This window comes from Bordetella sp. BOR01 (assembly GCF_019218885.1).
Taxonomy (GTDB): Bacteria; Pseudomonadota; Gammaproteobacteria; order Burkholderiales; family Burkholderiaceae_B; genus Bordetella_A.
The window spans coordinates 432,736-457,471 of the sequence record NZ_JAHUWT010000001.1 but is presented as its reverse complement, the minus strand read 5'-3'; the positions used below and the strand labels follow the sequence as shown (position 1 = coordinate 457,471).

Annotated in this window: 24 protein-coding genes and 1 pseudogene; 10 read left to right on the top strand and 15 right to left on the bottom strand. The window is 63.8% G+C overall.

Going from position 1 to position 24,736, the window contains the following annotated elements; genetic code table 11:
* The first annotated feature begins 126 nt into the window (after nt 1-126).
* On the top strand, nt 127-519 hold the full coding sequence (locus tag KW845_RS02180; RefSeq protein WP_218367535.1) for a pyrimidine dimer DNA glycosylase/endonuclease V: 393 nt from the start codon (nt 127-129) through the stop codon (nt 517-519).
* A 77-nt stretch (nt 520-596) separates the two neighbouring features.
* On the opposite strand, the gene KW845_RS02175 is transcribed toward KW845_RS02180, so the two are convergent.
* Both KW845_RS02175 and icd read right to left on the bottom strand, forming a co-directional pair.
* Complete coding sequence (locus KW845_RS02175; protein ID WP_218367534.1) at nt 597-1,733, bottom strand: porin; 1,137 nt, start codon at nt 1,731-1,733, stop codon at nt 597-599.
* A gap of 442 nt (nt 1,734-2,175) precedes the next feature.
* Nucleotides 2,176-3,432 carry an NADP-dependent isocitrate dehydrogenase gene (gene icd, locus KW845_RS02170; RefSeq protein ID WP_218367533.1) on the bottom strand — a complete coding sequence of 419 codons (1,257 nt, stop codon included), beginning with the start codon at nt 3,430-3,432 and terminating at the stop codon, nt 2,176-2,178.
* 199 nt (nt 3,433-3,631) lie between these two features.
* On the opposite strand from icd, the gene KW845_RS02165 reads away from it, so the two are divergent.
* Nucleotides 3,632-4,057, top strand: coding sequence for a DUF1841 family protein (locus KW845_RS02165; RefSeq protein WP_218367532.1), 426 nt, complete (start codon nt 3,632-3,634; stop codon nt 4,055-4,057).
* A 95-nt stretch (nt 4,058-4,152) separates the two neighbouring features.
* Here the strand turns inward: KW845_RS02165 and KW845_RS02160 are convergent, their stop codons facing one another.
* Nucleotides 4,153-4,515, bottom strand: coding sequence for a cytochrome c (locus KW845_RS02160; RefSeq protein ID WP_218367531.1), 363 nt, complete (start codon nt 4,513-4,515; stop codon nt 4,153-4,155).
* A 14-nt stretch (nt 4,516-4,529) separates the two neighbouring features.
* Nucleotides 4,530-4,871, bottom strand: coding sequence for a cytochrome c (locus tag KW845_RS02155; protein ID WP_218367530.1), 342 nt, complete (start codon nt 4,869-4,871; stop codon nt 4,530-4,532).
* 152 nt (nt 4,872-5,023) lie between these two features.
* Here KW845_RS02155 and KW845_RS02150 point away from each other — a divergent pair, with 152 nt between their 5' ends.
* Nucleotides 5,024-5,896, top strand: a complete 873-nt coding sequence (locus tag KW845_RS02150; protein ID WP_218367529.1) for a MoxR family ATPase — start codon at nt 5,024-5,026, stop codon at nt 5,894-5,896.
* Between the two features lie 19 nt (nt 5,897-5,915).
* Nucleotides 5,916-7,088, top strand: coding sequence for a VWA domain-containing protein (locus KW845_RS02145; protein WP_218367528.1), 1,173 nt, complete (start codon nt 5,916-5,918; stop codon nt 7,086-7,088).
* Nucleotides 7,089-7,106: 18 nt separating this feature from the next.
* Here KW845_RS02145 and KW845_RS02140 read toward each other — a convergent pair whose 3' ends face one another.
* Nucleotides 7,107-7,670 (bottom strand): GNAT family N-acetyltransferase, encoded by a 564-nt coding sequence (locus KW845_RS02140; RefSeq protein ID WP_218367527.1) that lies wholly within the window; start codon nt 7,668-7,670, stop codon nt 7,107-7,109.
* Between the two features lie 82 nt (nt 7,671-7,752).
* The gene (locus tag KW845_RS02135; protein WP_218367526.1) at nt 7,753-8,127 is read right to left on the bottom strand and encodes a hypothetical protein; all 375 of its coding nucleotides are present in this window, start codon (nt 8,125-8,127) and stop codon (nt 7,753-7,755) included.
* Between the two features lie 249 nt (nt 8,128-8,376).
* On the opposite strand from KW845_RS02135, the gene KW845_RS02130 reads away from it, so the two are divergent.
* Nucleotides 8,377-11,139, top strand: coding sequence for a pitrilysin family protein (locus KW845_RS02130; RefSeq protein ID WP_218367525.1), 2,763 nt, complete (start codon nt 8,377-8,379; stop codon nt 11,137-11,139).
* A 280-nt stretch (nt 11,140-11,419) separates the two neighbouring features.
* Nucleotides 11,420-11,755 (top strand): DUF4148 domain-containing protein, encoded by a 336-nt coding sequence (locus tag KW845_RS02125; protein ID WP_218367524.1) that lies wholly within the window; start codon nt 11,420-11,422, stop codon nt 11,753-11,755.
* Between the two features lie 130 nt (nt 11,756-11,885).
* On the opposite strand, the gene dnaJ is transcribed toward KW845_RS02125, so the two are convergent.
* From dnaJ to hrcA, 7 genes are all read right to left on the bottom strand, one after another.
* The gene (gene dnaJ / locus KW845_RS02120) at nt 11,886-13,013 is read right to left on the bottom strand and encodes a molecular chaperone DnaJ (protein WP_218367523.1); all 1,128 of its coding nucleotides are present in this window, start codon (nt 13,011-13,013) and stop codon (nt 11,886-11,888) included.
* Between the two features lie 105 nt (nt 13,014-13,118).
* Complete coding sequence (gene dnaK, locus KW845_RS02115; RefSeq protein ID WP_255592449.1) at nt 13,119-15,113, bottom strand: molecular chaperone DnaK; 1,995 nt, start codon at nt 15,111-15,113, stop codon at nt 13,119-13,121.
* Between the two features lie 9 nt (nt 15,114-15,122).
* Complete coding sequence (locus KW845_RS02110; RefSeq protein WP_218367521.1) at nt 15,123-15,527, bottom strand: thioredoxin family protein; 405 nt, start codon at nt 15,525-15,527, stop codon at nt 15,123-15,125.
* Between the two features lie 5 nt (nt 15,528-15,532).
* Entirely contained in the window at nt 15,533-16,090 is a 558-nt protein-coding gene (gene grpE, locus KW845_RS02105; RefSeq protein WP_218367520.1) for a nucleotide exchange factor GrpE, read from the bottom strand.
* A gap of 127 nt (nt 16,091-16,217) precedes the next feature.
* Nucleotides 16,218-16,463, bottom strand: a complete 246-nt coding sequence (locus KW845_RS02100) for a hypothetical protein (RefSeq protein ID WP_218367519.1) — start codon at nt 16,461-16,463, stop codon at nt 16,218-16,220.
* A gap of 90 nt (nt 16,464-16,553) precedes the next feature.
* Nucleotides 16,554-17,642, bottom strand: coding sequence for a ferrochelatase (gene hemH, locus KW845_RS02095; protein WP_218367518.1), 1,089 nt, complete (start codon nt 17,640-17,642; stop codon nt 16,554-16,556).
* Between the two features lie 54 nt (nt 17,643-17,696).
* Complete coding sequence (gene hrcA / locus KW845_RS02090; protein ID WP_218367517.1) at nt 17,697-18,704, bottom strand: heat-inducible transcriptional repressor HrcA; 1,008 nt, start codon at nt 18,702-18,704, stop codon at nt 17,697-17,699.
* Nucleotides 18,705-18,820: 116 nt separating this feature from the next.
* Between hrcA and KW845_RS02085 the strand changes: the two genes are divergently transcribed.
* Nucleotides 18,821-19,720 carry an NAD kinase gene (locus KW845_RS02085; protein WP_218368592.1) on the top strand — a complete coding sequence of 300 codons (900 nt, stop codon included), beginning with the start codon at nt 18,821-18,823 and terminating at the stop codon, nt 19,718-19,720.
* A gap of 10 nt (nt 19,721-19,730) precedes the next feature.
* Complete coding sequence (recN, locus tag KW845_RS02080; RefSeq protein ID WP_218367516.1) at nt 19,731-21,392, top strand: DNA repair protein RecN; 1,662 nt, start codon at nt 19,731-19,733, stop codon at nt 21,390-21,392.
* An 87-nt stretch (nt 21,393-21,479) separates the two neighbouring features.
* On the opposite strand, the gene fur is transcribed toward recN, so the two are convergent.
* Nucleotides 21,480-21,902 (bottom strand): ferric iron uptake transcriptional regulator, encoded by a 423-nt coding sequence (fur, locus tag KW845_RS02075; RefSeq protein ID WP_218367515.1) that lies wholly within the window; start codon nt 21,900-21,902, stop codon nt 21,480-21,482.
* Between the two features lie 163 nt (nt 21,903-22,065).
* On the opposite strand from fur, the pseudogene KW845_RS02070 reads away from it, so the two are divergent.
* Together KW845_RS02070 and dapB are read left to right on the top strand one after the other, a co-directional pair.
* Nucleotides 22,066-22,602, top strand: a pseudogene (locus KW845_RS02070) (outer membrane protein assembly factor BamE); the annotation flags it as partial.
* 244 nt (nt 22,603-22,846) lie between these two features.
* Nucleotides 22,847-23,638, top strand: a complete 792-nt coding sequence (gene dapB, locus KW845_RS02065) for a 4-hydroxy-tetrahydrodipicolinate reductase (protein WP_218367514.1) — start codon at nt 22,847-22,849, stop codon at nt 23,636-23,638.
* Between the two features lie 20 nt (nt 23,639-23,658).
* Here dapB and murB read toward each other — a convergent pair whose 3' ends face one another.
* Nucleotides 23,659-24,723 (bottom strand): UDP-N-acetylmuramate dehydrogenase, encoded by a 1,065-nt coding sequence (gene murB, locus KW845_RS02060; protein ID WP_218367513.1) that lies wholly within the window; start codon nt 24,721-24,723, stop codon nt 23,659-23,661.
* Nucleotides 24,724-24,736 lie beyond the last annotated feature (13 nt).

Below are 24,736 nucleotides of genomic sequence, written 5' to 3'. Positions count from 1 at the left end.
TCACACTAGGGGAATGCCCTAAGACAGCGCCAAAACATCTGGTTGAATGCACCAATGCGGTGCCTATCGGCCTAATGAACAAGGCTGCCCCGTAAAATACGGCTCGTCCATCTGCCTCGCCCGCCCATGACCCGCATCAACTGCGTCCCGGTCCAGGAACTCACCCGCCAGCACCTGGTGGCCGAATACCGTGAACTGCCGCGTGTCTTTGCCCTGGCCCGCAAAGCCTGGCAACGCGGCCCTGTGCCCAGCCCGGCCGATTACACCCTGGGCAAGGGCCACCTGCTGTTTTTCTACACGCGGCTGGGCTACCTGGCCAGGCGCCACGGCGAACTCGTGCAGGAAATGCAGCGGCGCGGCTACCAGCCGACGTTCCTGGAGCCGCTCGCCGACGTCCATGCGGACATTCCGGCCGCATTATGGGGCGACTGGACGCCCACCGCCCAGGCGCTGGCCATGAACCGCCAGCGCATCGCCGAACGCGGCGGGCCGGCCTATACGCAATCCATACAGGCATAAAAAAAGCCACCCACATCGTGGATGGCAAGAACAAGGTGCCCCGACTCCGCTCGGAAAAAGGGCAACCCGTACCCTGATCAGAAGCGGTGACGCAGACCGACGCCGACAGTCATCATCTTGTTGCCGTCGACAAACGCATAGCCGTCAGCATACGAACCCACCGCGTACAGGTTGGTCCGCTTGGACAAGTCGTAGGTGTAGCCCACGCTGTAGATGTCCATGGCTTCCAGATCCTTGTTGGGATCAGCACGTTGCCACGAGGCGAACACGTTGCTGGCGCCGCCGATCGGAGCGCTCAAACCAACCAGGTACGAATTGATTTTCAGGCCGTCCCAGGTGAAGCGGTCATTGGTGTTGCCCAGGCCCTTGGCAGGGGTGTTGGGGTTGACGCGGCCGCCGCCCAGGTCGAAGTCTTGACCCAGGAACACGCCGTCTTTGGTACGGCCATAGGCCAGCGACAGCTTCACGACTTCGAAGTCATAGGCAGCGCCCAGGATGAATTGCTGGGGTTGCGGCTGGCTGGGCTCGCGGAACTGCTGGTCATACGTGAAGGCCACTTGCAGCGGGCCGCTGACATAGCGCAAACCGGCCGTAATGGCCTTATTGTTGTCGTCGGTCTCGAAGTTGGTCGGGCCTTCGACATCGTCGGTCGAGAACGAGTAGCCAATACCACCCTGGAAGCCGCTCCAGCTGGGGGTTTGGTACATGACCATGTTGTCATAGCGAACCGTGTCGGCTGCGCTGAACGCCGAACCCATCGACGAGTTCAGGTAGCTGAGCGAGAACGGATCGATATCGGAGAAGTACTTCGACGCGATGTTGGTCTGGCGGCCCAGGTCAAGGCGACCGAACGAGTCGTGGTTCAGGCCGATGGTGGCTTGACGGCCAAACAGGCGATCGCCCTGCTTGCTGTTGCCGTTGCTGGCGCCGAAGCCGCTTTCCAGCACGAAGATTGCCGACAGGCCATCACCCAGGTCTTCGGTGCCGCGCAGGCCCCAGCGCGAACCGCTCTGGATGCCGTCGGTCATGCCGATGCGGGATTGATAGCTGCCACCATATTGGCCACGATTCGCGTCTTGGGTGCCGACCTTACCGCGTTGGTAGGTGATCCCGACGTCAATCAAGCCGTACAAAGTCACCGACGTCTCTGCAGCCGCGGTGCCGCCGATGCCGGCAAGAATTGCGCCGACGAGCAAGGTTTTTGTTAGTTTCATTTCCTCATCCCGATCAATAGAGTGAAAGCCGCCTGCCTCCACCCGCGGAGACAGTTCGAACCCATACGTTAGGGAATGCTGATGCTTCCACCAAAACCAGGAACTACACGAGGAATCAAAATTTTTCCGCCGAAAGCGAAAATATGGCCGTTTCCCCATGAAGAAACATTTAGGTACGAAATATAGAGTTACTTAATACACTTTTTCACACGAGCGATCTATGGCGTGCCAGCAACACGACACAAGGTGGCGGAACGCCGCGCTCCCTGGCAAGGCCATGTTTTCTTGCATGCGCCCATTAATTTTTTATCGGCGGGCGCAAACATCGGGACTGGTTTTAATACATCCGGGCAATATTTGTCCATGAGTTACAACCCTATATAAAAAAAGCCGCCCAAAGGACGGCTTTCGACAGCGGGCGGGCAAGCCGCCCAGCCGGGCATTACATGTTGTCGATCATGACCTGGCCGAAACCCGAGCACGAAACCTGGGTAGCGCCTTCCAGCAAGCGAGCGAAGTCGTACGTGACCTGCTTGGACAGGATGGATTTTTCCATGCTGGAAATGATCAGGTCGGCGGCTTCGGTCCAGCCCATATGGCGCAGCATCATCTCGGCCGACAGGATCTCGGAACCGGGATTGACGTAGTCTTTGCCGGCATACTTGGGGGCGGTGCCGTGGGTGGCTTCGAACATGGCCACCGAGTCGGACAGGTTGGCGCCCGGGGCGATGCCGATGCCGCCTACCTGCGCAGCCAGGGCGTCGGAAATGTAGTCGCCGTTCAGGTTCAGCGTGGCGATGACGTCGTATTCGGCCGGGCGCAGCAGGATCTGCTGCAGGAAGGCGTCGGCGATGGAATCCTTGACGACGATCTCGCGGCCGGTCTTGGGATTCTTGAACTTGCACCACGGGCCGCCGTCGATCAGCTGGGCGCCGAATTCCTTCTGGGCCAGCTCATAGCCCCAATCGCGGAAGCCACCTTCGGTGAACTTCATGATGTTGCCCTTGTGCACCAGCGTGACCGAAGCGCGGTTGTTGTCGATGGCGTACTGCATGGCCTTGCGCACCAGGCGCTCGGTGCCTTCGCGCGACACCGGCTTGATGCCGATCGACGAGGTGTTCGGGAAACGGATTTTCTTCACGCCCAGCTTGGTCTGCAGGAACTGGATCAGTTCCTTGGCCTGCTCGGATTCGGCCTGGTATTCGATTCCGGCGTAGATGTCTTCGGAGTTCTCGCGAAAAATGACCATGTCGGTCTTTTCCGGTTCGCGCACGGGCGAAGGCACGCCCTTGAAGTAGCGCACCGGGCGCAGGCAGACGTACAGGTCGAGTTGCTGGCGCAGCGCTACGTTCAGCGAACGAATGCCACCACCCACCGGGGTGGTCAGGGGGCCCTTGATCGACACCACGTAGTCTTTCACGACGTCGAGGGTTTCTTCGGGCAGCCAAACATCGGGGCCGTACACCTTGGTGGCCTTCTCGCCGGCATAGACTTCCATCCAGTGGATCTTGCGCTTGCCGCCGTAGGCCTTCTGGACGGCGGCATCCACGACCTTGATCATGACGGGGGTGATGTCGCCACCGGTGCCGTCACCCTCGATGTACGGGACGATGGCCTGGTCGGGCACGCTTAGCGAGAAATCGGCATTGACCGTGATTTTCCGGCCCCCTGCGGGAACCTTGATATGTTGGTAGGACATGAATGCTCCAGTTGCTCCGGGTGGTTTTGCGCGCTCGCCTGGCCGGGGCACGGAGGCAGGCGGGAAAAGTCCCGAAGCTACCGGGCCGGATGGCGGACATGCTTCAATTCTATCTCGCGCAGAGGCGCCGCGTCCGCGAGGGATGCCCTGGGGGGGCGTAAAATAGAGCCTTCGTCCGTATTTGTCAGCTGTTGCACCCATGTTCAACCCGTCCCGCGACCAAGTCCGCGAGTTCTTCATCGAGGCTTGGCGCAAGCATCGCGCCGCCGAAGTCCTGACGCCGCTCGAGTCCATGGCGCTGGACTGGGTCATCGAGCACCCCGAATACCACGGCGACCTTGAACACCCCGAGGCCATGACGGCCGAATACCCGGTCGAGCAAGGCCGCACCAACCCCTTCCTGCACCTGTCGATGCACCTGGCGATCGCTGAGCAGTTGTCCATCGACCACCCGCGCGGCATTCGTGCCGCCTACCAAAGGCTGGTTGGCCGCAGCGATGCCCACCATGCCGCCCACGAAATCATGGAATGCCTGGGCCAGGTGGTCTGGGAAGCCCAGCGGCTGGGCAGTCCGCTGGACAGCGACGCCTATATCGAACTGATCCGACAGCGCGCCGGACGCTAGCCCGGCCCCCCGCGCCTGCGGTGCGCGGCAGCCCAAAACAAAAAACCGCCCCGCGACGCGGGACGGCTTTTCTCTGGTACAGCGGGGCCTGCGTCTTACTTGCGCACGCCCAGGTCGCTGGGCTGGGCCGCCAGCCAGGCGGCCACGTGCTCGATGTCCTGATCGGACAACTGTGCCGCAAAGGCCCCCATGATGGGGTTCTTGCGCGTGTTCGACGAGGCGGGCGCACCGGCCGCGCCGCGCTTGTACGACTTCAGTGCCTGCACCAGGTAATCGGCATGCTGGCCAGCCAGGACCGGATAGGACGGATCCACCGAGGTCTTGGCATCGGCGCCATGGCACGAGGCACAGTTGAACTTGTCGAAGACAGCCTTGCCGGCAGCCAGGTCTTGCGCCTGCGCGGCGCAACCGGCAGCGGCCAGGATGGCGCCCGCGAGGGTCAGCGTATAGCGTTTCATGGTTTGCCCTCGCATCACTTGAGATTGGAGTAGTACGCAGCCAGGTCGGCAATATCCTGGTCGCTCAGGCTGCCGGCGATGGCATCCATGGTGGGATGACTGCGCGCGCCTTTCTTGTACTCGTGGAGGGCCGCTTCGATGTACTTGGCATTTTGCCCGGCGATCATCGGAACGTGGTACAGCTCGGGGAAACTGGCTTTGTAGCCCGGAATGCCGTGGCATCCGATGCACATGGAGATTTTGTCGCGGGCGTTCTGGACGTTGCCGACCGGCGCTGCATCGGCGGCGGCCGCCTGACCAGCGACCGAACAGGACGCCACCATGGCCAGCGCGGACAGAGAGGTTCTCAACTTCATTGGAATGGCTCTTGGTAAGGCTGAAAACTGGACTAGGGATGAGCGCCGGGTCTGTGCCCAGCTAACAAAACCCTGCGATTGTACGATAATTGTTCCCGAGCCATACCAACCCGTGCGCGGCCTGCCCGCGCCTCACTCATCCGCCATCGCCCATGTCTGCTGCCCAGAGTCCCGCCGTATCCCGCTTCGAAGGAACCGATCGCTACGTCGCTACCGACGATCTGAAACTGGCCGTCAATGCCGCGCTGACCCTGCAGCGGCCCTTGCTGATCAAGGGCGAACCCGGCACGGGCAAGACCATGCTGGCCGAGGAAGTCGCCCTGGCACTGGGCCGGCCACTGCTGCAATGGCACATCAAGTCCACCACCAAGGCGCACCAGGGCCTGTACGAATACGATGCCGTGTCGCGCCTGCGCGACTCGCAACTGGGCGACGAAAAAGTACGCGACATCCGCAACTACATCGTCCAGGGCACCCTGTGGCAGGCATTCGACGCCCCCGAACCGGTGGTGTTGCTGATCGATGAAATCGACAAGGCCGACATCGAGTTTCCCAACGACCTGCTGCGCGAACTCGACCGCATGGAATTCCATGTGTATGAAACGCGCGAGACCATCGCGGCACGCCATCGGCCGCTGGTCATCATTACGTCGAACAACGAGAAAGACCTGCCCGATGCGTTCTTGCGCCGCTGCTTCTTCCATTACATCCGCTTCCCCGACCGCGACACCATGCGCGATATCGTGGATGTGCATTTTCCCGACCTGAAGCAGGATGTGCTGCGCGCCGCCCTGGACACTTTCTTCGCCCTGCGCGAAGCGCCCGGGCTGAAGAAAAAGCCCTCTACATCCGAACTGCTGGACTGGCTGCGCCTGCTGCTGGCCGAAGGCGCCACGGCGGATCAGATCAATGCCCACGCAGCCGCTGCGGTGCCCATGATGGCCGGCGCCCTGCTCAAGAACGAGCAGGATGTGCAGCTGCTGGAGCGCCTGGCCGCCATGACGCGCGGCAACGCCCGGCGCTGACCCGCCGCCGCCAGCCATCATGCTGATCGATTTCTTCTACCACCTGCGCGCCCACAAACTGCCGGTCTCGGTCAAGGAATACCTGACCCTGCTCGACGCCTTGCGCCACGATGTAATGGCGCCCACGCTGGACAGCTTCTATTACCTGGCGCGCGCGGCTCTGGTCAAGGACGAGTCGCTGTACGACCGCTACGATGCGGCCTTCGGCTCGTACTATCGGGGCATCGAGGCCGCCCTGCCCGCGGGCAAGGAAATTCCTGTCGACTGGCTGATCAAGCAGTTCGAAAAAAGCCTGACTCCCGAAGAAAAAGCCGCCATCAAGCAGCACGGCTGGGACAAGCTGATGGAACTGTTCAAGCAGCGGCTGGAAGAACAGAAAGAGCGCCACGCGGGCGGCAGCAAGTGGATCGGCACCGGTGGCACCTCGCCGTTCGGCAATAGCGGCTACCACCCCGAGGGCATTCGCGTCGGCGGCGATTCAGCCGGCAATCGCAGCGCTGTCAAGGTGTGGGACATGCGCCAGTTCCGCGACTACGACGACCAGCTTGAACTGGGCATACGCAACTTCAAGGTGGCGCTGCGCCGCTTGCGGCGTTTTGCCCGTGAAGGCGCCGACCTGGAACTGGACCTGGACGACACGATCGCCAGTACCGCGCGCAATGCCGGCCACCTGGACCTGCGCCTGGTGCCCGAACGCCACAATACGGTCAAGGTGCTGATGCTGCTGGACGTGGGCGGCAGCATGGACGACCACATCGCGCGGGTCGAAGAACTGTTCTCGGCCGCCCGCAGCGAGTTTCGCCACCTGGAGGTCTATTACTTCCACAATTGCCCATACGAAAGCCTGTGGCAAAGCAATAGCCGGCGCCAGAACGAACGCTTCGATACCTGGGACGTGCTGCGCAAGTACAACCCCGACTGGCGGCTGATCATCGTGGGCGACGCCACCATGAGCCCCTACGAGATCCTGCAACCCGGCGGCTCGGTAGAGCACTACAACAAAGAAGCCGGTGCCGTATGGCTGCGCCGGCTGCTGGACGCCTGGCCCAAGGCCGTCTGGCTCAATCCCGAACCCACGGCGTCATGGCAATACCGGCAATCGATCGCGCTGCTGCACGACATCATGCAGCAACGCATGTACCCCGTTACGGTGGCGGGCCTGGAACAGGCCATGCGCTTGCTGTCGAAGTAAGCCCGGCCGCGGCCGGGCTCAGCCGTCGACCGGGTCGGCCGGCGTATCCAGCGTCAGCTGGTAGAACGCCAGGTCCAGCCAGCGGCCGAACTTGAAGCCCGCTTGCCGGATCGTGCCGGCATGCACGAAGCCCAGCTTCTCGTGCAGCCGGATACTGCCGGTGTTGGTGGCATCGATGCTGCCGACCAGCACATGCACCTGGCGCAGATGCGCCCTGTCGATCAGGATGCGCATCAGCGCCTCGCCCAGGCCCCGGCCCCGGAAGCGGGCATCGATATAGACCGAATGCTCGAACGTGTACTTGTTGGCCGGATAAGCGCGAAACACGCCATAACTGGCAAACCCCATCAGTTCGCCGGCTTCGTTTTCCAGGCCCACCACAGGAAAACCGCCCGCTTCCTTGGCCTGGAACCAGCCCTGCATCGACGCCAGGGTCCGCGGCCGGTAGTCATACAGGGCCGTAGAGGTCAGGATGGCGTCGTTGAAAATTGCCAGAATGGCTTCGGCGTGGCGGTCATGCCGGCACTCGACCAGGATGGCGTCGGCGGGTACGGGGTATTGCGGGGCGGCATAAGGCGTCATGGCAGGAATTGTAGTGAAACCTGGACCGCACAGATGCCCCCGGATGCTGCCCCGGGCGGATGCCTGGCGCCCTGAATTGCCCCTAAGCCGCCCGCGTACGCCCTTCTTGTATGTCGAAATGCGTCTGCGGCCCCGGACAGCGGCGCCAGGAAATATCCTCGCCGTCCATGTCCAGGTCGAATAGCTCGTTGGCCGCCGGCCAGGCACGCCGTTGCGTGGCCAGGCCTTCCATTTCCAGCACATGCCCGGCAAAGCCGCGCGGCGAGCCGCCACATTCGGCAAAATAGCGCTGGGCCGGCACATCCACCACATAAGTGGTCAGGTCATGGCCCAGGATGGCGACGAACTGGCCGTCGTCGCTGGCGTAGGCGTAGCGGAATCGTCCTTTGATGCGGTCTTGGCTAAGCGGCGCACCCATGAGCTGGGACAGGGCGCGCGTGACGAGATCGGTCAGCATGGCCGTCGTTCCTCCGGTCGGGTTGTGGCCGGCACAGGACAGCCGGCGGTGAACGCGCGAACGACACGCCCCTGGGCCACGAGGGGCCAGCGAAGCGCAAGACGGAAAGCCCGCTGCAGGCTGTCGCGCAGTCCGTCTGGAATAGCTCTGTTTTCAACAGCTTACACCCGCGACGGGGAGCGGTTCAAATAGGAACCATCCGACGCGTATACACTCCAACGACATTCGTCCGTTACATGGATACTTGCCATGCGTCTTTCGCTATCGGGGCTGTCGGCCCGTTTGAACGCCCTGCTGATCACCTCTTTCCTGGCCTTTCAGGCCGGTGCCGCCCCGGTCCCGGCGGGCGTGACCGAGATTGCCTCGGTCGAGGGCATCACCGAATACCGGTTGCCCAACGGGCTGCGCATCCTGCTGGCGCCCGACGCATCCAAGCCCACCACCACCGTCAACATGACGTACCTGGTCGGCTCGCGCCAGGAAAACTACGGCCAGACCGGCATGGCCCACCTGCTCGAGCACATGCTGTTCAAGGGCACCCCCACGATACGCAATGCGCTGGGCGAGTTCTCGCGGCGCGGCCTGCAGGCCAATGGCTCCACCTCGTCCGACCGCACCAACTACTTCGCCAGCTTCGCCGCCGACCCCGAGACCCTGAAGTGGTACCTGGGCTGGCAGGCCGACGCCATGGTCAATTCGCTGATCGCCAAGGAAGACCTCGATTCCGAGATGACCGTGGTGCGCAACGAAATGGAAAGCGGCGAGAACAACCCGTTCCGCGTCCTGATGCAGAAAATGCAGGCCACGGCCTATCAGTGGCATAACTACGGCAAGAGCACCATCGGCGCGCGCTCCGACGTCGAGAACGTCGATGTCGCCCAGTTGCGCGAGTTCTACCACCAGTATTACCAGCCCGATAATGCGGTGCTGATCGTGGCCGGCAAGTTCGACCCGCAGACCACCCTGGATGCCATCAAGGACACCCTGGGCAAGCTGCCCAGGCCGCAGCGCACGCTGCCATCCGAATACACCGTCGAGCCCGTACAAGATGGCGAACGCGCCATTACCCTGCGCCGGGCGGGCGGCACCCCGCTGGTGGCGGCCATGTACCACATCCCGGCCGCCGGCAGCCTCGACTACGTGCCCTTCGACCTGGCCACCACCATCCTGGCCGATACGCCCTCGGGACGCCTGTACCACGCGCTGGTACCCACCAAGCTGGCCACCGACGTGTTCGGGTTCACGATGGATCAACTCGACCCGGGCGTAGCCATGTTCGGCGCGCAGTTGCAGCCCGGCATGGACCAGGACAAGGCGCTTCAGGTACTGACGTCCACCCTGGAGTCCCTGTCCGACAAACCCTTCACCCAGGCGGAACTCGACCGTGCCCGCAGCAAGTGGCTGACCGCCTGGCAACAGGTGTATTCCGATCCCGAAAAAATTGGCGTGGCCCTTTCCGAAGCGATTGCAAGCGGCGACTGGCGCCTGTTCTTCCTGCAACGCGACCGGGCGCGCGACGCCAAGCTAGAAGACGTGCAACGCGTGGCCACCACCTATCTGGTGGGCAGCAATCGCACCGAAGGCCGCTACATCCCCACCCAGAAACCCCAGCGCGCGCCGCTGGTACAACGCCCCGACCTGGCCAGCCTCTTGAAAGACTACCAGGGCGACCCCGACTTCAAGCAGGCCGACGCCTTCGATCCGACACCCGAGAACATCGACAAACTGACCCAGCGCAGCCAGCTCAGCCTGCCCAATGGCGCAGTGCAATTGGCCCTGCTGCCCAAGGCCACGCGCGGCGGCCGCGTCCAGGCCGAATTGCTGATCCAGTTCGGCGACGCCGACAGCCTGCGCGGCCAGCGCGTCAATGCCGCGGCCGCGGCCGACCTGCTCGAGCGCGGTACATCCACGCTGTCGCGCCAGGAAATCCAGGACCGCTTCGATGCCTTGCAGGCCCAGGTCGAATTCAACGGTTCGGGTACCGATCTCACGGTTTCCATGTCGGCAGCGGGCGAACACTTGCCTGAGCTGGTCGCCCTGGTGCTGGATGTCGTACGCCACGCCAATTTCCCCAAGGTCCAGGTCGAGGAATACCAGCGCCAGGCGCTCACGTCGATCCGCAGCGCCATGACCGAACCCACGGCCCTGGCCTCGCGCGCGCTGGCGCGCCAGGACAACCCGTGGCCCGCCGACGACGTGCGCTATGTACCCACCTTCGACGAAGCACTGGCCGAAGCCGACAAGATCGACCGCGATGCGCTGGCCGCTTTCCACGAGCGCTTCTACGGCGCCGGCCACATCAAGTTCTCGGCCGTGGGGGATTTCGACGCGGCCGCGCTGAAACAGGCCATGACCACGGGCCTCAAAGACTGGCAGCAGGCCCCGGCCTATACCCGCCTGCCCGACCCCTACCGGGCCATCAAGGCACAGCGCTTCGACATCGATACGCCCGACAAGGCCAACGCGTTCTTTATCTCGCGCATGCCGCTCGAGCTGCAAGATACCAACACCGACTTCCCGGCGCTGTACCTGGCCAACTTCCTGCTGGGCACGTCCGAGACCTCGCGCCTGTGGAGCCGGGTGCGCGAAACCGACGGGCTGTCGTACAACGTGCGCAGCAACCTGGCGGTGTCTTCGTTCGAGCCCACCGCAAGCTGGACCATCTACGCCATCTATGCCCCGCAAAACCGCGAGCGGCTTGAAAAAGCCATCGGCGAAGAACTGGCCCGGGTGCTGAAAGACGGCTTCACCGCCGAAGAAGTGAAAGACGGTATCGCCGCCCTGCTCAACTACCGCAAGCTGGCCCGCGCGCAAGACAGCGTGCTGGCATCGACCTGGGTCAGTTACCTGAAGCGCGGACGCACGTTCGAATGGTCGGCCGAAATGGACCGCCAGATCGCCGCCCTGGCACCGGATACCGTCAATGCCACACTGCGCAAGTACCTGCAGCCGTCGGCTTTCAGCACGGCGGTGGCGGGTGACTTCACCCCGCCGAAGAAAACCACCCCATAACGATCAATCGGTTCAGCTTGGTGCCGGCCCCCCTGGGCCGGCTTTTTTTTGGTTCATCGCAGCCGCACCCTGGGGTTCGGGGAGCGCCTGTTGCCATAACTCCACCGAAATCAAGGAACTTGAGCCGATTGCTCCGAAAAATGGAAAAATATTTTCAATAAATCAGGGTTTATCCCAGGTTCGGACGCGCGCAGAATTCAGTCATCGGGAAACAACACGAACCACGACGGAAAGGCCGCCGGATTCAGTCCCAGATCAACAGACGAATGGAGGTCTTATCATGAAAACCCTAGCCACTGCTCTACTTGTTTCGATGGGCCTGCTGAGCGCCGGCGCGTATGCCGCCTCGCCCAATATCGAACCCAACAACGTCCCTTTCCAGGGCGTGTACGGCCAGGCCGACGCCAACGCGCCGACCCGCGCCCAGGTGCAGGCTGACCTGGCCCGGGCCAAGGCTGCCGGCCTGGTCACCTTCGGCGAACAAGACTACCCCGCTGCCCAGGTGTCCACTGCCGCCGGCAAGAGCCGCGAAGAGGTCCGCGCCGAACTGGCCCAAGCCAAGGCCAATGGCCAGTACACCTTCGGCGAACTGGACTATCCCCCGGTTGCCAACTGATCACTGATCAATAACAGGCAAGCTGTCCGGCCCGCATGTGGCCCGCATGGGCCGGGCCTGATGGCAAAAACCCTGCCGCGCTGTGCGGCAGGGTTTTTTTATGCGCGCCGATGAAGCCACGCTTGCCCGATCAGCTGAAGAATTCCTTTACGCGATCGGTCCAGGACTTGCTTTGCGGCGAATGGCGATCGCCCCCGTCGCTCAACGAGGTCTCGAACTGGCGCAGGATGGTTTTCTGCTCATCGCTGAGCCGCACCGGGGTCTCGACCGCCACATGGCAGTACAAGTCGCCCGGATAGCCGGCGCGCACCCCGCGTATGCCCTTGCCGCGCAAGCGGAAGGTCTTGCCGGACTGCGTGCCTTCGGGAATGGAGATCTCTGCCTTGCCGCCCAGGGTGGGCACTTGCAGTTCGCCGCCCAGGGCCGCCGTGGTGAACGGAATGGTCAGCTCGCAGTGCAAGTCGTCGCCGTCGCGCTGGAAGATCTTGTGCTGCTTGATATGGATCTCGACGTACAAGTCGCCCGGCGGACCACCATTGATGCCCGGCTCGCCATTGCCGCTGGAACGAATGCGCATGCCGTCGTCGATCCCTGCGGGAATCTTCACCTGCAAGGTCTTGTTGCGGCGGATGCGTCCCACGCCGTCGCAGGCCGGGCACGGATCGGTGATCTCTTTGCCGCTGCCATGGCAGGTGGGGCAGGTTTGCTGCACGCTGAAAAACCCCTGCTGCATGCGCACCGCGCCCGAGCCGCCGCAGGTACGGCAGGTCTTGGGCGAAGTGCCGGCCTTGGCGCCGCTGCCATGGCAGGTGTCGCAGTGTTCCCAACTGGGTACGCGGATTTCCGTATCGAAGCCGTGCGCCGCCTGCTCCAGCGTGATTTCCAGCGCATATTTCAGGTCGGCGCCACGGTACACCTGCGCACCGCCGCCGCGCCGGCCCCCGGCGCCGCCGAAGATCTCGCCGAAGATGTCGCCGAAGGCATCGGCAAAGCCGCCTCCCATGCCCGCGCCCCCCATGCCGGCCGCATTGGGATCGACCCCCGCATGGCCATAGCGGTCATAGGCGGCGCGCTTTTGCTCGTCGCCCAGGACTTCGTAGGCTTCCTTGATTTCCTTGAACTTTTCTTCAGCGTCTTTGCTGTCCGGGTTGCGGTCCGGATGGTACTTCATGGCCAGCTTGCGGTAGGCTTTTTTCAGTTCATCGTCCGCGGCGTTCTTTGCCACGCCCAGGACTTCGTAGTAATCGCGTTTTGCCATAATGGATGGGCTCGGGAAGAGCCATAAACTTGTAGCTACTGAACAAATCCGCCCGGTAGCCGGAAATTCCGGTTACCGGGCGCATTCAGGCGTCATGGACGGCCATTACTGATCGCGCTTGACTTCCTTGAAGTCGGCGTCGACCACGTTCTCGTCCACCGGCTTGGCCGAGTCGGCCGCTTCCTGCTGGCCGGCCTGGGCCGCCTGCATGTCGGCGTACATCTTTTCGCCCAGCTTCTGAGAAGCCGTCGACAAGGCCTCGACCTTGGCGTCGATGGCCGCCTTGTCGCCTTCTTTGAGCACGTCTTCCAGTTCCTTGATGGCGTTCTCGATGGCTTCTTTTTCAGAGGCTTCGAGCTTCTCGCCATATTCGGTCAGCGACTTGCGGGTGGCATGCACCAGCGCGTCGGCCTGGTTGCGGGCCTGGGCCAGCTCGGCAACGCGATGATCTTCCTCGGCGTTGGCCTCGGCATCCTTGACCATGCGCTGGATCTCGTCTTCCGACAAGCCCGAGTTGGCCTTGATGGTGATCTTGTTTTCCTTGCCGGTACCCTTGTCCTTGGCGGACACGTGCAGGATGCCGTTGGCGTCGATGTCGAACGTGACTTCGATCTGCGGCAGGCCACGCGGCGCCGGCGGAATGCCCTCGAGGTTGAATTCGCCCAGGCTCTTGTTGCCCGCGGCAATTTCACGCTCGCCCTGGAACACCTTGATCGTCACGGCAGGCTGGTTGTCGTCGGCCGTGGAGAACGTTTGCGAGAAACGCGTCGGGATCGTGGTGTTCTTCTGAATCATCTTGGTCATGACGCCGCCCAGGGTTTCGATACCCAGCGACAACGGCGTGACGTCGAGCAGCAGCACGTCTTTGCGATCACCCGACAACACCGAACCCTGGATGGCGGCACCCGCGGCTACGGCCTCGTCGGGGTTGACGTCCTTGCGCGGATCCTTGCCGAAGAATTCCTTGACCTTCTCTTGGACCTTGGGCATGCGGCTCATGCCGCCGACCAGGATCACGTCGTCGATCTCGGAAACCTTCACGCCGGCGTCCTTGATGGCCACGCGGCAGGGGTCGATGGTGCGCTCGATCAGTTCCTCGACCAGCGCTTCCAGCTTGGCGCGCGTGATCTTCAGATTCAAGTGCTTGGGGCCCGACGCATCGGCCGTGATGTACGGCAGGTTGATTTCGGTCTGCTGGCTGGACGAGAGCTCGATCTTGGCCTTTTCGGCCGCCTCTTTCAGGCGCTGCAGGGCCAGGACGTCTTTGGAAAGGTCGACGCCCTGCTCTTTCTTGAACTCGCCGATGATGTAGTCGATGATGCGCTGGTCGAAGTCTTCGCCGCCCAGGAACGTATCGCCGTTGGTCGACAGTACTTCGAACTGCTTCTCGCCGTCGACATCGGCGATCTCGATGATCGACACGTCGAACGTGCCGCCGCCCAGGTCATAGACGGCGATCTTGCGGTCGCCCTTTTCGGACTTGTCCAGGCCAAACGCCAACGCGGCCGCGGTAGGCTCGTTGATGATGCGCTTGACTTCCAGGCCGGCAATACGGCCGGCGTCTTTGGTGGCCTGGCGCTGGCTGTCGTTGAAGTACGCCGGCACCGTGATCACGGCTTCGGTGACTTCTTCGCCCAGGTAGTCCTCGGCGGTTTTCTTCATTTTGCGCAGCACGTCGGCCGACACTTGAGGAGGCGCGATTTTCTTGCCGCGCACTTCGACCCAGGCGTCGCCGTTATCGGCCTTGACGATGCTGTAGGGCATCAGGTCGATATCTTTCTGCACGGCCTTTTCTTCGAACTTGCGACCGATCAGGCGCTTGACCGCGTACAGGGTGTTCTTGGGATTGGTGACAGCCTGGCGCTTGGCCGGCGCGCCGACCAGGGTTTCGCCATCGTCCATGTAGGCAACGATGGAGGGCGTGGTGCGGGCGCCTTCGGCGTTTTCGATGATCTTGACCTGGGTGCCATCCATGACAGCCACGCAGCTGTTGGTCGTGCCCAGGTCGATACCGATGATTTTGCTCATGGTGGAATACCTTGATGAAGATCCGTAAATACAGGAATGAAAACTGAGTCTTAGCCTAACTGGGGTCGCCAGAGGGGTTTTTCAAGGGCCCCCAGCCGGCCCCGGGACAGGGCCCTGCAGGCGTTCGATGGCTTCGGTGAAGCGCGGCAGCCCCGGCCAGCCCGTGATGCGCCCCAGGCGCTTGCCGCCGCGGTACAGCACGAAAGTGGGCACGCCATGCAGCGAAAACCGGCGCCCCAGGGCTTCGTCGGCGTAGACGTCGGCCTGGAACCAGGCCAACCCCAAAGCCAGCAGCGCCTGCTGGTGCAGCAAAGCCGCCTGCTTGAACAAATTACAATTGTAACAATCCTGGCCCCACAAGAACACGCAGCGCAGGTCATCGCCCGGCGCTTCGACCACGATCTGGTCGAAATCGGCGCTGCCGACCGGGCGCATGGCGAACACTTCGAAGACCTGGGCCGGGTCGAAAGACGTGGGGCCGGACATGGCGCTCAACCTTGGCCGGCTGACACCATCACCAGGGCGGGCCGCAAGGTGCGGTCGGCGATGGCGTAGCCCTTTTGCAGCAACTGCGCCACGGTATTGGCAGGCTGGTCGGAAGGCACGGACGAAATCGCCTGGTGCTGATGGGGGTCGAACTTGTCCCCCTGGGCCGGTGCGATTTCCTTGAGCAGATTGCGTTCGAAGGCGCCAGTCAGTTGCTTCAGGGTGACGTCGACGCCTTCGCGCAGCGCTTCGAGGGTCTGGTCGGGCTGCGCCAGCGCCGCTTCCAGGCTGTCTTTGACAGGCACCAGGCTTTCAGCGAAAGACTCGATGCCGAACTTGCGCGCCTTGGATACGTCGTCTTGCGCCCGGCGGCGAACATTCTCGGCGTCGGCACGGGTGCGCAGCAACTGGTCTTGCTGCGCGGTGACGGTGGCCTGGGCAGCCTCGAGCTCGGCGCGTACGGCGGCCAGTTCGGCCTGCAGTGCTTCAACGGTGGCGGGCATGGCCGGAGCCTGCTCGCCGGACTCGGGGGCTTGATCGACAGGCTCTTGAGATGCCGTCATGGGGAATTCCTCCAAAAAACAATAGCGTCGGCCCCGATAATGGGGGCCGATTCGGTGATTTCAAGAGGCCAAGGCCGGCAAGCGGGGCCAGGACGCGGGCCAGGCCCCGCGCCTTGGCTGGATACCGCTAGGGCTTGTCGGGCTGCGCCGGGGCTGGCGGATCGCTGGCCGGGAAACTGTCTTCGAGGGCTTCGTCGATGGCGGTCTCGGACTCGCGTTGCGGGGCTTCTTCGGGCGTGACGGCGATGGGATCGCTGGCCGGGAAGGTATCCGCCAGGGCTTCGTCGAGCTCGCGCTCGATGGGGTCTTCTTTCAGATTGGCATGCCCAGGCTCGGAGGAAGTGCCCACGCCGGGTTTCACGGGTGTGTTCATGCGCTGTCTCCTGAAGAGTTGCGATCGGTGGCGGCCTGCCAAGCCGACAGCGTCCGCCGCGGCGGACGTGCTAACAGCCAGTGTACGGCCTCAGCCGGCGCGTGTGGGCCAGCCTTGTAAGTGATTGTCGACCAGGCCGGCCAGGCTTTCTATCCAGGCCGGATGGTCGTTCAAGGCCGGAATGTAGCGGAACTGGCGCCCCCCCGCGCCCAGGAAGGCATCGCGGCATTCCTGGCTGATTTCCTCGAGCGTTTCCAGGCAGTCGGCCACGAATCCAGGGCACACGACGTCGATCTCGGTAACACCTTGGGCGGCCATCATCTTCAGGGTGGGCTCGGTGTAGGGTTCGAGCCAGCGTGCGGCGCCGAAACGGCTTTGGAACGTGACTTCGGCCTGTTCGGGCGGCAGCCCCAGGCGTTCGCGCAGCAGGCGCGCGGTTTCGAGGCAATCGCGGTAGTACGGGTCGCCCAATTCGATGGAATAGCGCGGCAAGCCGTGAAAGCTCATCACCAGCTTCTGCGGCCGGCCGTTGGCCTGCCAGTAATCGGATATGCGGCGCGCCAGCGCGTCCAGGTAGCCGGGGTCAGTGTGAAAACGTTTGATAAAGCGCAATTCGGGCTGGTCGCGCAATCGTCCGACCTGCGCGGCGACTGCATCGACCACGGTGGCGGTGGTGCTGGCCGCGTACTGCGGATACAGCGGCACGGTAAGAATGTGCTGGCAGCCTTGCTTGCGCAGCCGGTCGATCGCCTGGGCGATCGAGGGTTCGCCATAGCGCATGGCGAGCTCGACCTGCACGGTATGGCCGCGCTCGTTCAACACACGCTGCACGCCTTCGGCCTGGCGCCGGCTGTACACCATCAGTGGCGAGCCCTCTTCCATCCAGATGCCGGCGTAGCGCGGCTGCAGGCGACGCGGCCGTCGTGCCAGGACCATGCCGTGCAGAATGGGCAGCCACAAATAGCGGGGGATCTCGATGACGCGCGGGTCGGACAGGAATGCCGCCAGGTAGCGGCGGATGTCGCGCGGCGTGGCCGCGTCGGGGGTCCCCAGATTGACCAACAGCACGCCGACACCGCCGGGCGCGCTGGGGGCAGGGTTTTCATCGAAAGGGTCCGCCTGGCGGGGTTCGGGCAAGTAACGCTCGGGCCACAAATACTTGAACAGGCGAAGAAACACGAAAACACCCCTCTGGGCCCTTCTCCGCGAAAAGAAGGCCGGCCCGATGCAGATCTATTGGTTTTGACTGAAAGCGTTGGACAGCAGCCGCGCCGTGATGTCGACGATGGGAATGACACGCTCGTACGCCATGCGGGTGGGGCCGATGACCCCCAGGGTACCGATCACCCTGCCGTCGACCCCGTAAGGCGCCGTGATGACCGAGACTTCTTCCATGGGCAGCAACTGCGAATCGCCACCTATATAGATTTGCACGCCCTGGGCACGGCTGGAGATATCGAGCAACTGCAACAGATCGGTTTTCTGCTCGAACAGCGAGAACATCTTGCGCAGGCGGTCCATGTCGGAGGCAATGTCGGTCACGTCGAGCAACTTGCGTTCGCCCGAGATGATCATGTCGTCACCGTCTTCGGCGGCTTCGGCGCCGGCTTCCACGGCGGCCTGCATCAGGCGCGAGATATCTTCGCGCAGTTGGGCCAGTTCGGTGGTAAGCGTACGGCGCACGGCATCGAAAGACTTGCCGGCAAAATGGATGTTGAAGAAATTGCCTGCCTCGATCAGTTCGATCTCGGTATAGTCGCGCTGCATCGACAGGATACGATTCTGCACGTCGCCATCGGGCGTGACGATGATGAGCAGCACGCGCTTGTCGGACAGCCGGATGAATTCGATCTGGCGAAACACCTGCGCGCGCTTGGGCGTGAGCACCACGCCGGCGAACTGGGTCAGATTCGACAGCAGCGCCGCTGCCGCGTTGACTGCGCGCGAGGGCTCGGTGGCCGTCAGGGCCGCTTCGCTGAACTGCCGGTGCTGGAGTTCGAAGGGCTGCACCGCCAGCAGCGAATCGACGAATATGCGATAGCCGCGCGGCGTGGGAATGCGCCCGGCCGAGGTATGCGGGCTGTGGATCAGCCCGAGGTCTTCGAGGTCGGCCATGACATTGCGGATGGTGGCCGGCGACAGGTCGAAAACCTTGGAAAGCGTGCGCGAACCGACCGGTTGTCCGTCGGCGATGTGGCGTTCTATCAACGCTTTAAGCAATGCGCGTGCACGATCATCCATATCGACTATTGTAGGGAAACTTTTGGAAATGGGCGATTTTTGTCCAGCAGCGGAACATGCGGCCCCATATAATCGCCGAATCCGCTGTTCCCTTCGATAATCGTTTCCTTTTCGCCATGCACTTCCCTATCGTCGCCCTGATTGGCAGACACCAGGATACCGGCCTGGATGCACCGCTGCGCGCCCTGGCGCACATGCTGCAGCAGGCCGGCCGTCGCGTGCTGGTCGAGGCCGATACCGCCAGCAATACCGGCGTGCACGAATACCCGGTGGCCAGCCTGAAAGAAATCGGCGAAACCGCATCGCTGGCGATCGTGATGGGCGGCGACGGCACGGTGCTGGGCGCGGCCCGCACCCTGGCGCCCTACGGCGTGCCGCTGGTGGGCATCAACCACGGACGCCTGGGTTTCATCACCGACGTGCCGCTGCAAGAAGCGCACAGTGCGCTCGCACGGGTCATCGAGGGCAATTACCAGGCCGAAGACCGCATGCTGCTGGTGGGCAGCGTCTGGCGCGGCGACCAGCTGATGTATACCGCGCCGGCGCTGAACGACGTGGTGCTGAACCGCGCCGGGCGCGGCGGCATGATCGAAGTACGGGTCGAGCTCGACGGCGCCTTCATGTATTCGCAGCGTGCCGACGGGCTGATCATCGCCACCCCGACGGGTTCGACGGCCTATGCGCTGTCGGCCAACGGCCCCATCCTGCACCCCGGCCTGGATGCCATCGTGCTGGTGCCGGTGGCGCCCCAGACCCTGTCGAACCGGCCCATCGTCATTCCGGGCGGCGGCGAGCTCAGCATGACCCTGACGGCCATCGGCCGGGTAGAGGTCGGCGCCAGTGTGCATTTCGACATGCAGACCTGGTCCGACCTGCAGCCGGGCGACCGTATCTCGGTGCAGCGTGCACCCTATACGGTTCGTTTCGTGCACCCTGAAGGCTACAGCTTTTTCTCGACCCTGCGCCGCAAGCTGCATTGGAACCTGATGCCACAGGCCTCGGACAGCGTGGAATAACGGCACCCGCATGCTGCGTACCCTGCATATTCGTGATTTCGTCATTGTCGAACAGGCCGAGATCCATTTCGGGGCCGGCTTCACGGTGTTTTCGGGCGAAACGGGCGCCGGCAAGTCGATCCTGATCGATGCCTTGGCGCTGGCCCTGGGCGAACGGGCCGACATCGGCGTGCTGCGCGAAGGCGCCACGCGCGCCGACATCACGGCCCTGTTCGACATCCCCGACACCCTGCGAAAATGGCTGGCCGAACGCGAACTGGACGCCGGCGACGAACTGGCGCTGCGCCGCGTGGTCGATGCCCAGGGGCGTAGCCGTGGCTATATCAATGGCATGCCCGCCACGTTGACGCAACTGCGCGAGCTGGGCGACAGCCTGGTCGACATCCATGGCCAGCATGCACACCAAAGCCTGATGCGCGCCGAGGCGCAGCGCGACCTGCTCGACGCGCACGGCGGCCATGGCGAACTGCGCCAGGCGGTGGCCCAGGCCTGGAAAGACTGGCGAGGGCTGGCGCGCCAGCTCGAACTGGCCGAAAAAGATGCCGCCGGCCTGGCCGCCGAACGCGAGCGCCTGCAATGGCAAGCCGAAGAGCTCGACCAGTTGGCCCTGCAGCCCGACGAATGGGACACCCTGCAAACCGAACAGTCGCGCCTGGCACATGCCCAGGCCCTGCTCGATGGTGCCGGGCAAATACTGGAAGCGCTCGACGGCGAAGGCGATAGCGCCCACCATCGCCTGAACACCGCGCAGCATCGCCTGCAGCAGATGCTGCGCCACGACCCTGCCCTGCAAGGCGTGGCCGACGAGCTCGAATCAGCCCGCATCGCCGTGGCCGAGGCCGTATCCGACCTGAACAACTACGTCAGCCGCGTAGAACTCGACCCCCAGCGGCTGGCCAATGTCGAAGCCCGCATGGGCACGGTGTTCGAAACCGCCCGCAAGTTCAAGGTCGAGCCCGAGGCCTTGCCGACCTTGCGCGACACAGTGCACACACAACTGGCCGACTTGCAGGCGGCGGCCGATATCGACGCCCTGCGCAGCCGGACCGAAGCGGCAGGCGTCCAATATGAAACGGCGGCCGGCAAGTTGTCGGCCGCCCGCGCCAAGGTGGCCAAGAGCCTGGGCAAGCAAGTCACCCAGGCCATGCAAACCCTGGCCATGCAGGGCGGCCGGTTCGAACCCGTGGTGTCGCGGGGCGCCGGGTCCGCCCAAGGCAGCGACCACGTCGAGTTCCTGGTGGCCGGCCACGCCGGCACGTCGCCGCGCCCGCTGGCCAAGGTGGCCTCAGGCGGCGAACTGTCGCGTATTTCGTTGGCCTTGTCGGTGATTGCCAGCCGCGCCGCGCGCGTCCCCACGCTGATTTTCGATGAAGTCGACAGCGGCGTGGGCGGCGCGGTGGCCGAAGTGGTGGGCAAGCTGTTGCGCGAACTGGGCGAGCGCCATCAGGTGCTGTGCGTGACCCACCTGCCGCAGGTGGCGGCTTGCGGCGCGGCGCAATACCGGGTCAGCAAGACGGAAACCGCCGGCACGACCCGTTCGCATATCGAAGAACTGGATGCCGGCGAACGTGTGGAAGAAATCGCCCGCATGCTTGGCGGTATCAAGATCACCGCCACCACGCGCGAACATGCGCGCGAGATGCTGGGCGGGCTGGCAGAGCCGTCGCGCTAGCCTGCCGCAAAGAGAAAAAGCGCTGCGCTGCGCTTGCTGCCCCAAAAGGGGGCGCTTTTTGCCTTGGGGCGGCCCAAGGCAAAAAACCTAACGGGTGCGTTGGCAGTCGCCGCAGATGCCATATAGCACCATGGCGTGGCTTTCCAGCACGAAGTTGTTGTCTTTGGCAACCTTGTGTTGGCGCTTTTCGATGTCGGGATCCGAAAATTCGACTACCTTGCCGCAGTTGGTGCAAATAAGATGGTCGTGGTGATCGCCGTCGTTGAGCTCGAATACGGCCTTGCCGCTATCGAACTGGCTGCGGCTGAGAATGCCGGCCTGCTCGAACTGGGTCAGCACCCGATAGACGGTGGCCAGGCCGATTTCGACGTTTTCGCCGATCAAGGCACGGTAGACGTCTTCGGCGCTGAGGTGGCGCTGGTCGGCTTTACGGAAGATATCCAGAATTTTCAGGCGCGGGAAAGTCGCCTTCAAACCCATGTTCTTCAGTTCGCTTTGGTCGGTGGTCATGGTGTAATCGCTCTCCGTCCGCGGTTTGGCATGGGCAGAAATCACGGTAGCTACCCTGGCAGCGTACCGCCTTTTTCCGCCGCCTGCGGAACTACCGCAATATGAAACCTTTATGATAACGGTTTTACTGGCTTTAAATCACAGATAGGGGCACTTGGCGTCCATGATTGCACGTATTCCGACCCGGTTCCTGAAAACAGCCCTGGCGGCGGCTGCCGTTGCCGCTGCCTTGGCAGGCTGCACATCCGACAAATGGGGTTTCCCGTACAAAGCGCCTGTGCAGCAAGGCAACTGGATCACCCAAGAGCAGGTCGCCCTGCTGCAGCCGGGCATGACGCGCGAGCAAGTGCGTTTTGCCCTGGGCAGCCCTACCCTGACCAGCGTGCTGCACGCCGATCGTTGGGATTACCCCTATTTCTTCAAGCCGGGCTACGGCAAGGCGCAAGAACGCAAGTTCACGGTCTGGTTCGACAACGACCGCCTGGTGCGCTGGAGCGGCGATGAACAGCCCGAGCTGCAGCCCTTCCAGCTCGACGCCGAAGGCAACCCGACCCTGGAAAAGGCCGACGAAAAAGTCGATGCGGAAACGGCCCGCCAGGACGCCGCTGGCGCAAGCGGCATTACCGCGCCGGCGCCGGTGGATCCGGCCCAATTGCCCGCGCTGGGCACGCCTCCAGCCGGTGCCCAGCCTATCGAGCCCGCGCCCGCTGCGCAGCCGGCGCCGGATGCGCAACCGACCCCCGATACGCAGTCGCTCCCCGATGCCGGCGATGCCCAGCCCGATATGTCCGACATGCAGAACCCTGCCGCGCAGCCCCAGACGCCGCCGCCCGGCCGCCGCGAGCTGCGGCTGAACGCGCCCGACGCCCTGCCCCCCAGTTCTATCGGCCAACCTGGCGGCGGCGCCGAGCCGCTGCGCTGACGCCGTGGAACAAGGAAACACTATGCGCATCGCCATTGCCGGCGCCGGCGGCCGTATGGGCCGCATGCTGATCGAAGCCGTGCTGAACAGCCCCGACCTGACCCTGGCGGCCGCCCTGGACCGCGCTGGCGCCGAGGCCATCGGCCAGGATGCCGGCGCCTTCCTGGGCCGCGATACCGGCGTGGCCATCACCGACCAGCTCGACGCCGTGGCCGGCGCCGACTGCCTGATCGACTTCACCCGCCCCGAAGCCACCCTGGGCCACCTGCAGGCTTGCGTGCGGCACGGCACCTGCATGGTCATCGGCACCACCGGCTTCGACGACAACGGCCGCGCCGCCATCGAAGTGGCTGCGCAGAAAATCGCCATTGTGTTCGCGCCCAACATGAGCGTGGGGGTCAACGCCACCCTGAAGCTGCTGGACGTGGCTGCGCGCATCCTGAATTCGGGCTACGACGTGGAAGTGTTCGAGGCGCACCATCGCAACAAGATCGACGCGCCGTCGGGCACGGCCCTGAAAATGGGCGAAACCATTGCCTCGGCCTGGGACGTGGCCCTGCCCGACGTGGCCACCTGGACCCGCCATGGCGACACGGGCGTGCGCAAGCCGGGCACCATCGGGTTCTCGGTCGTGCGCGGTGGCGACATCGTGGGCGACCACACAGCGTATTTCTGCGGCGTCGGCGAACGCATCGAGATCACGCACCGTGCTACTAGCCGCGCCACCTATGCCGAAGGCGCCCTGCGCGCGGCACGCTACCTGCAAGGCCACCGCAACGGCCTGTTCGACATGCAGGCGGTGCTGGGGCTGTAAACGGCCTTACCCTTGCCGCCTCAGCCCCGAGGCGGCGCATCGCGCCACACCACAGGCTCGGGCTCCAGCTTTACCTGGTAACGGTCGGCCACGTCGCGCTGGATGGCGGCGGCCAGCGCCAGAATGTCGGCACCCGTGGCTCCTCCACGGTTGACCAGCACCAGGGCCTGCCTGTCGTGCACCCCGGCCGGGCCCAGGTGCCGGCCCTTCCAGCCGCATTGATCGATCAGCCAGCCGGCGGCCAGCTTGTAGCGGCCATCGGGCTGGGGATACGAGACCAGGCCCGGATACCGTGCGGCCAGCGCGTCGCGTGTCGCCGCATCGACCAGCGGATTCTTGAAGAAGCTGCCGGCGTTGCCGATAACCGCCGGGTCGGGCAACTTGGCGCGCCGGATATCGCAAACGGCGTCGAAAATAGCGCGCGCCGTGGGGGTGCCGCCGGCCAGCCCAGCCTGGCGCTGCAGGTCGGGATAATCCAGCACGGCGCGCCAGGGCCGCGGCAGCGCAAAGCGCACCGATACGATGATCCAGGTACCCGGCGCCTCGTGCTTGAACACGCTGTCACGGTAGGCATAACGGCAGGCGGCCGCATCCATGTCCACCAGGCGGCGCTGTGCCACGTTCCAGGCGGTAAGGCCCAGGAAGCGGTCGGCCAGCTCCACCCCATAGGCGCCGATGTTCTGCACCGGCGCGGCGCCCACGGTGCCGGGGATCAGCGCCAGGTTTTCCAGGCCGTCCCAGCCACTGGCCACGCAGGCCGACACGAAGCCATGCCAGTTTTCGCCTGCACCGGCCTCGATGATCCAGGCGTCGGGCCGGGCCTCGAGCAGGCGCACGCCGGCCAGCGCCACATGCGCCACCAGGTTGTCGACCTGCGGGGGCAACACCAGGTTGCTGCCCCCGCCCAGCACCAGCAGCCCGGGATAGCGTCCGGCCAGCGTCGACAAGGCGTCGAGCTCGGACGGTGCACGCAGGCTGACGAAGGCGGCAGCACGAGCCGCCAAGCCCAGCGTATTGAACGGGGTCAAGTCCTGGAAGGCGGGGGCCAGTGGGGTGTCGGGCAAGGCCTGGGATGGGTCCGGCATGTAAGGGGCAAGG

What these genes read in the sequence shown, in the direction of transcription:
- KW845_RS02150 (WP_218367529.1), top strand. Translation starts at nt 5,024, where the DNA reads ATGTCTGCTGCCCAGAGTCCCGCCGTATCCCGCTTCGAAGGAACCGAT.
- icd (WP_218367533.1), bottom strand. Translation starts at nt 3,432, where the DNA reads ATGTCCTACCAACATATCAAGGTTCCCGCAGGGGGCCGGAAAATCACG.
- recN (WP_218367516.1), top strand. Translation starts at nt 19,731, where the DNA reads ATGCTGCGTACCCTGCATATTCGTGATTTCGTCATTGTCGAACAGGCC.
- KW845_RS02175 (WP_218367534.1), bottom strand. Translation starts at nt 1,733, where the DNA reads ATGAAACTAACAAAAACCTTGCTCGTCGGCGCAATTCTTGCCGGCATC.
- KW845_RS02085 (WP_218368592.1), top strand. Translation starts at nt 18,821, where the DNA reads ATGCACTTCCCTATCGTCGCCCTGATTGGCAGACACCAGGATACCGGC.
- fur (WP_218367515.1), bottom strand. Translation starts at nt 21,902, where the DNA reads ATGACCACCGACCAAAGCGAACTGAAGAACATGGGTTTGAAGGCGACT.
- KW845_RS02180 (WP_218367535.1), top strand. Translation starts at nt 127, where the DNA reads ATGACCCGCATCAACTGCGTCCCGGTCCAGGAACTCACCCGCCAGCAC.
- KW845_RS02100 (WP_218367519.1), bottom strand. Translation starts at nt 16,463, where the DNA reads ATGAACACACCCGTGAAACCCGGCGTGGGCACTTCCTCCGAGCCTGGG.
- KW845_RS02130 (WP_218367525.1), top strand. Translation starts at nt 8,377, where the DNA reads ATGCGTCTTTCGCTATCGGGGCTGTCGGCCCGTTTGAACGCCCTGCTG.
- KW845_RS02145 (WP_218367528.1), top strand. Translation starts at nt 5,916, where the DNA reads ATGCTGATCGATTTCTTCTACCACCTGCGCGCCCACAAACTGCCGGTC.
- KW845_RS02110 (WP_218367521.1), bottom strand. Translation starts at nt 15,527, where the DNA reads ATGTCCGGCCCCACGTCTTTCGACCCGGCCCAGGTCTTCGAAGTGTTC.
- KW845_RS02155 (WP_218367530.1), bottom strand. Translation starts at nt 4,871, where the DNA reads ATGAAGTTGAGAACCTCTCTGTCCGCGCTGGCCATGGTGGCGTCCTGT.
- KW845_RS02135 (WP_218367526.1), bottom strand. Translation starts at nt 8,127, where the DNA reads ATGCTGACCGATCTCGTCACGCGCGCCCTGTCCCAGCTCATGGGTGCG.
- KW845_RS02140 (WP_218367527.1), bottom strand. Translation starts at nt 7,670, where the DNA reads ATGACGCCTTATGCCGCCCCGCAATACCCCGTACCCGCCGACGCCATC.
- dnaJ (WP_218367523.1), bottom strand. Translation starts at nt 13,013, where the DNA reads ATGGCAAAACGCGATTACTACGAAGTCCTGGGCGTGGCAAAGAACGCC.
- KW845_RS02165 (WP_218367532.1), top strand. Translation starts at nt 3,632, where the DNA reads ATGTTCAACCCGTCCCGCGACCAAGTCCGCGAGTTCTTCATCGAGGCT.
- grpE (WP_218367520.1), bottom strand. Translation starts at nt 16,090, where the DNA reads ATGACGGCATCTCAAGAGCCTGTCGATCAAGCCCCCGAGTCCGGCGAG.
- murB (WP_218367513.1), bottom strand. Translation starts at nt 24,723, where the DNA reads ATGCCGGACCCATCCCAGGCCTTGCCCGACACCCCACTGGCCCCCGCC.
- hrcA (WP_218367517.1), bottom strand. Translation starts at nt 18,704, where the DNA reads ATGGATGATCGTGCACGCGCATTGCTTAAAGCGTTGATAGAACGCCAC.
- dapB (WP_218367514.1), top strand. Translation starts at nt 22,847, where the DNA reads ATGCGCATCGCCATTGCCGGCGCCGGCGGCCGTATGGGCCGCATGCTG.
- KW845_RS02125 (WP_218367524.1), top strand. Translation starts at nt 11,420, where the DNA reads ATGAAAACCCTAGCCACTGCTCTACTTGTTTCGATGGGCCTGCTGAGC.
- KW845_RS02160 (WP_218367531.1), bottom strand. Translation starts at nt 4,515, where the DNA reads ATGAAACGCTATACGCTGACCCTCGCGGGCGCCATCCTGGCCGCTGCC.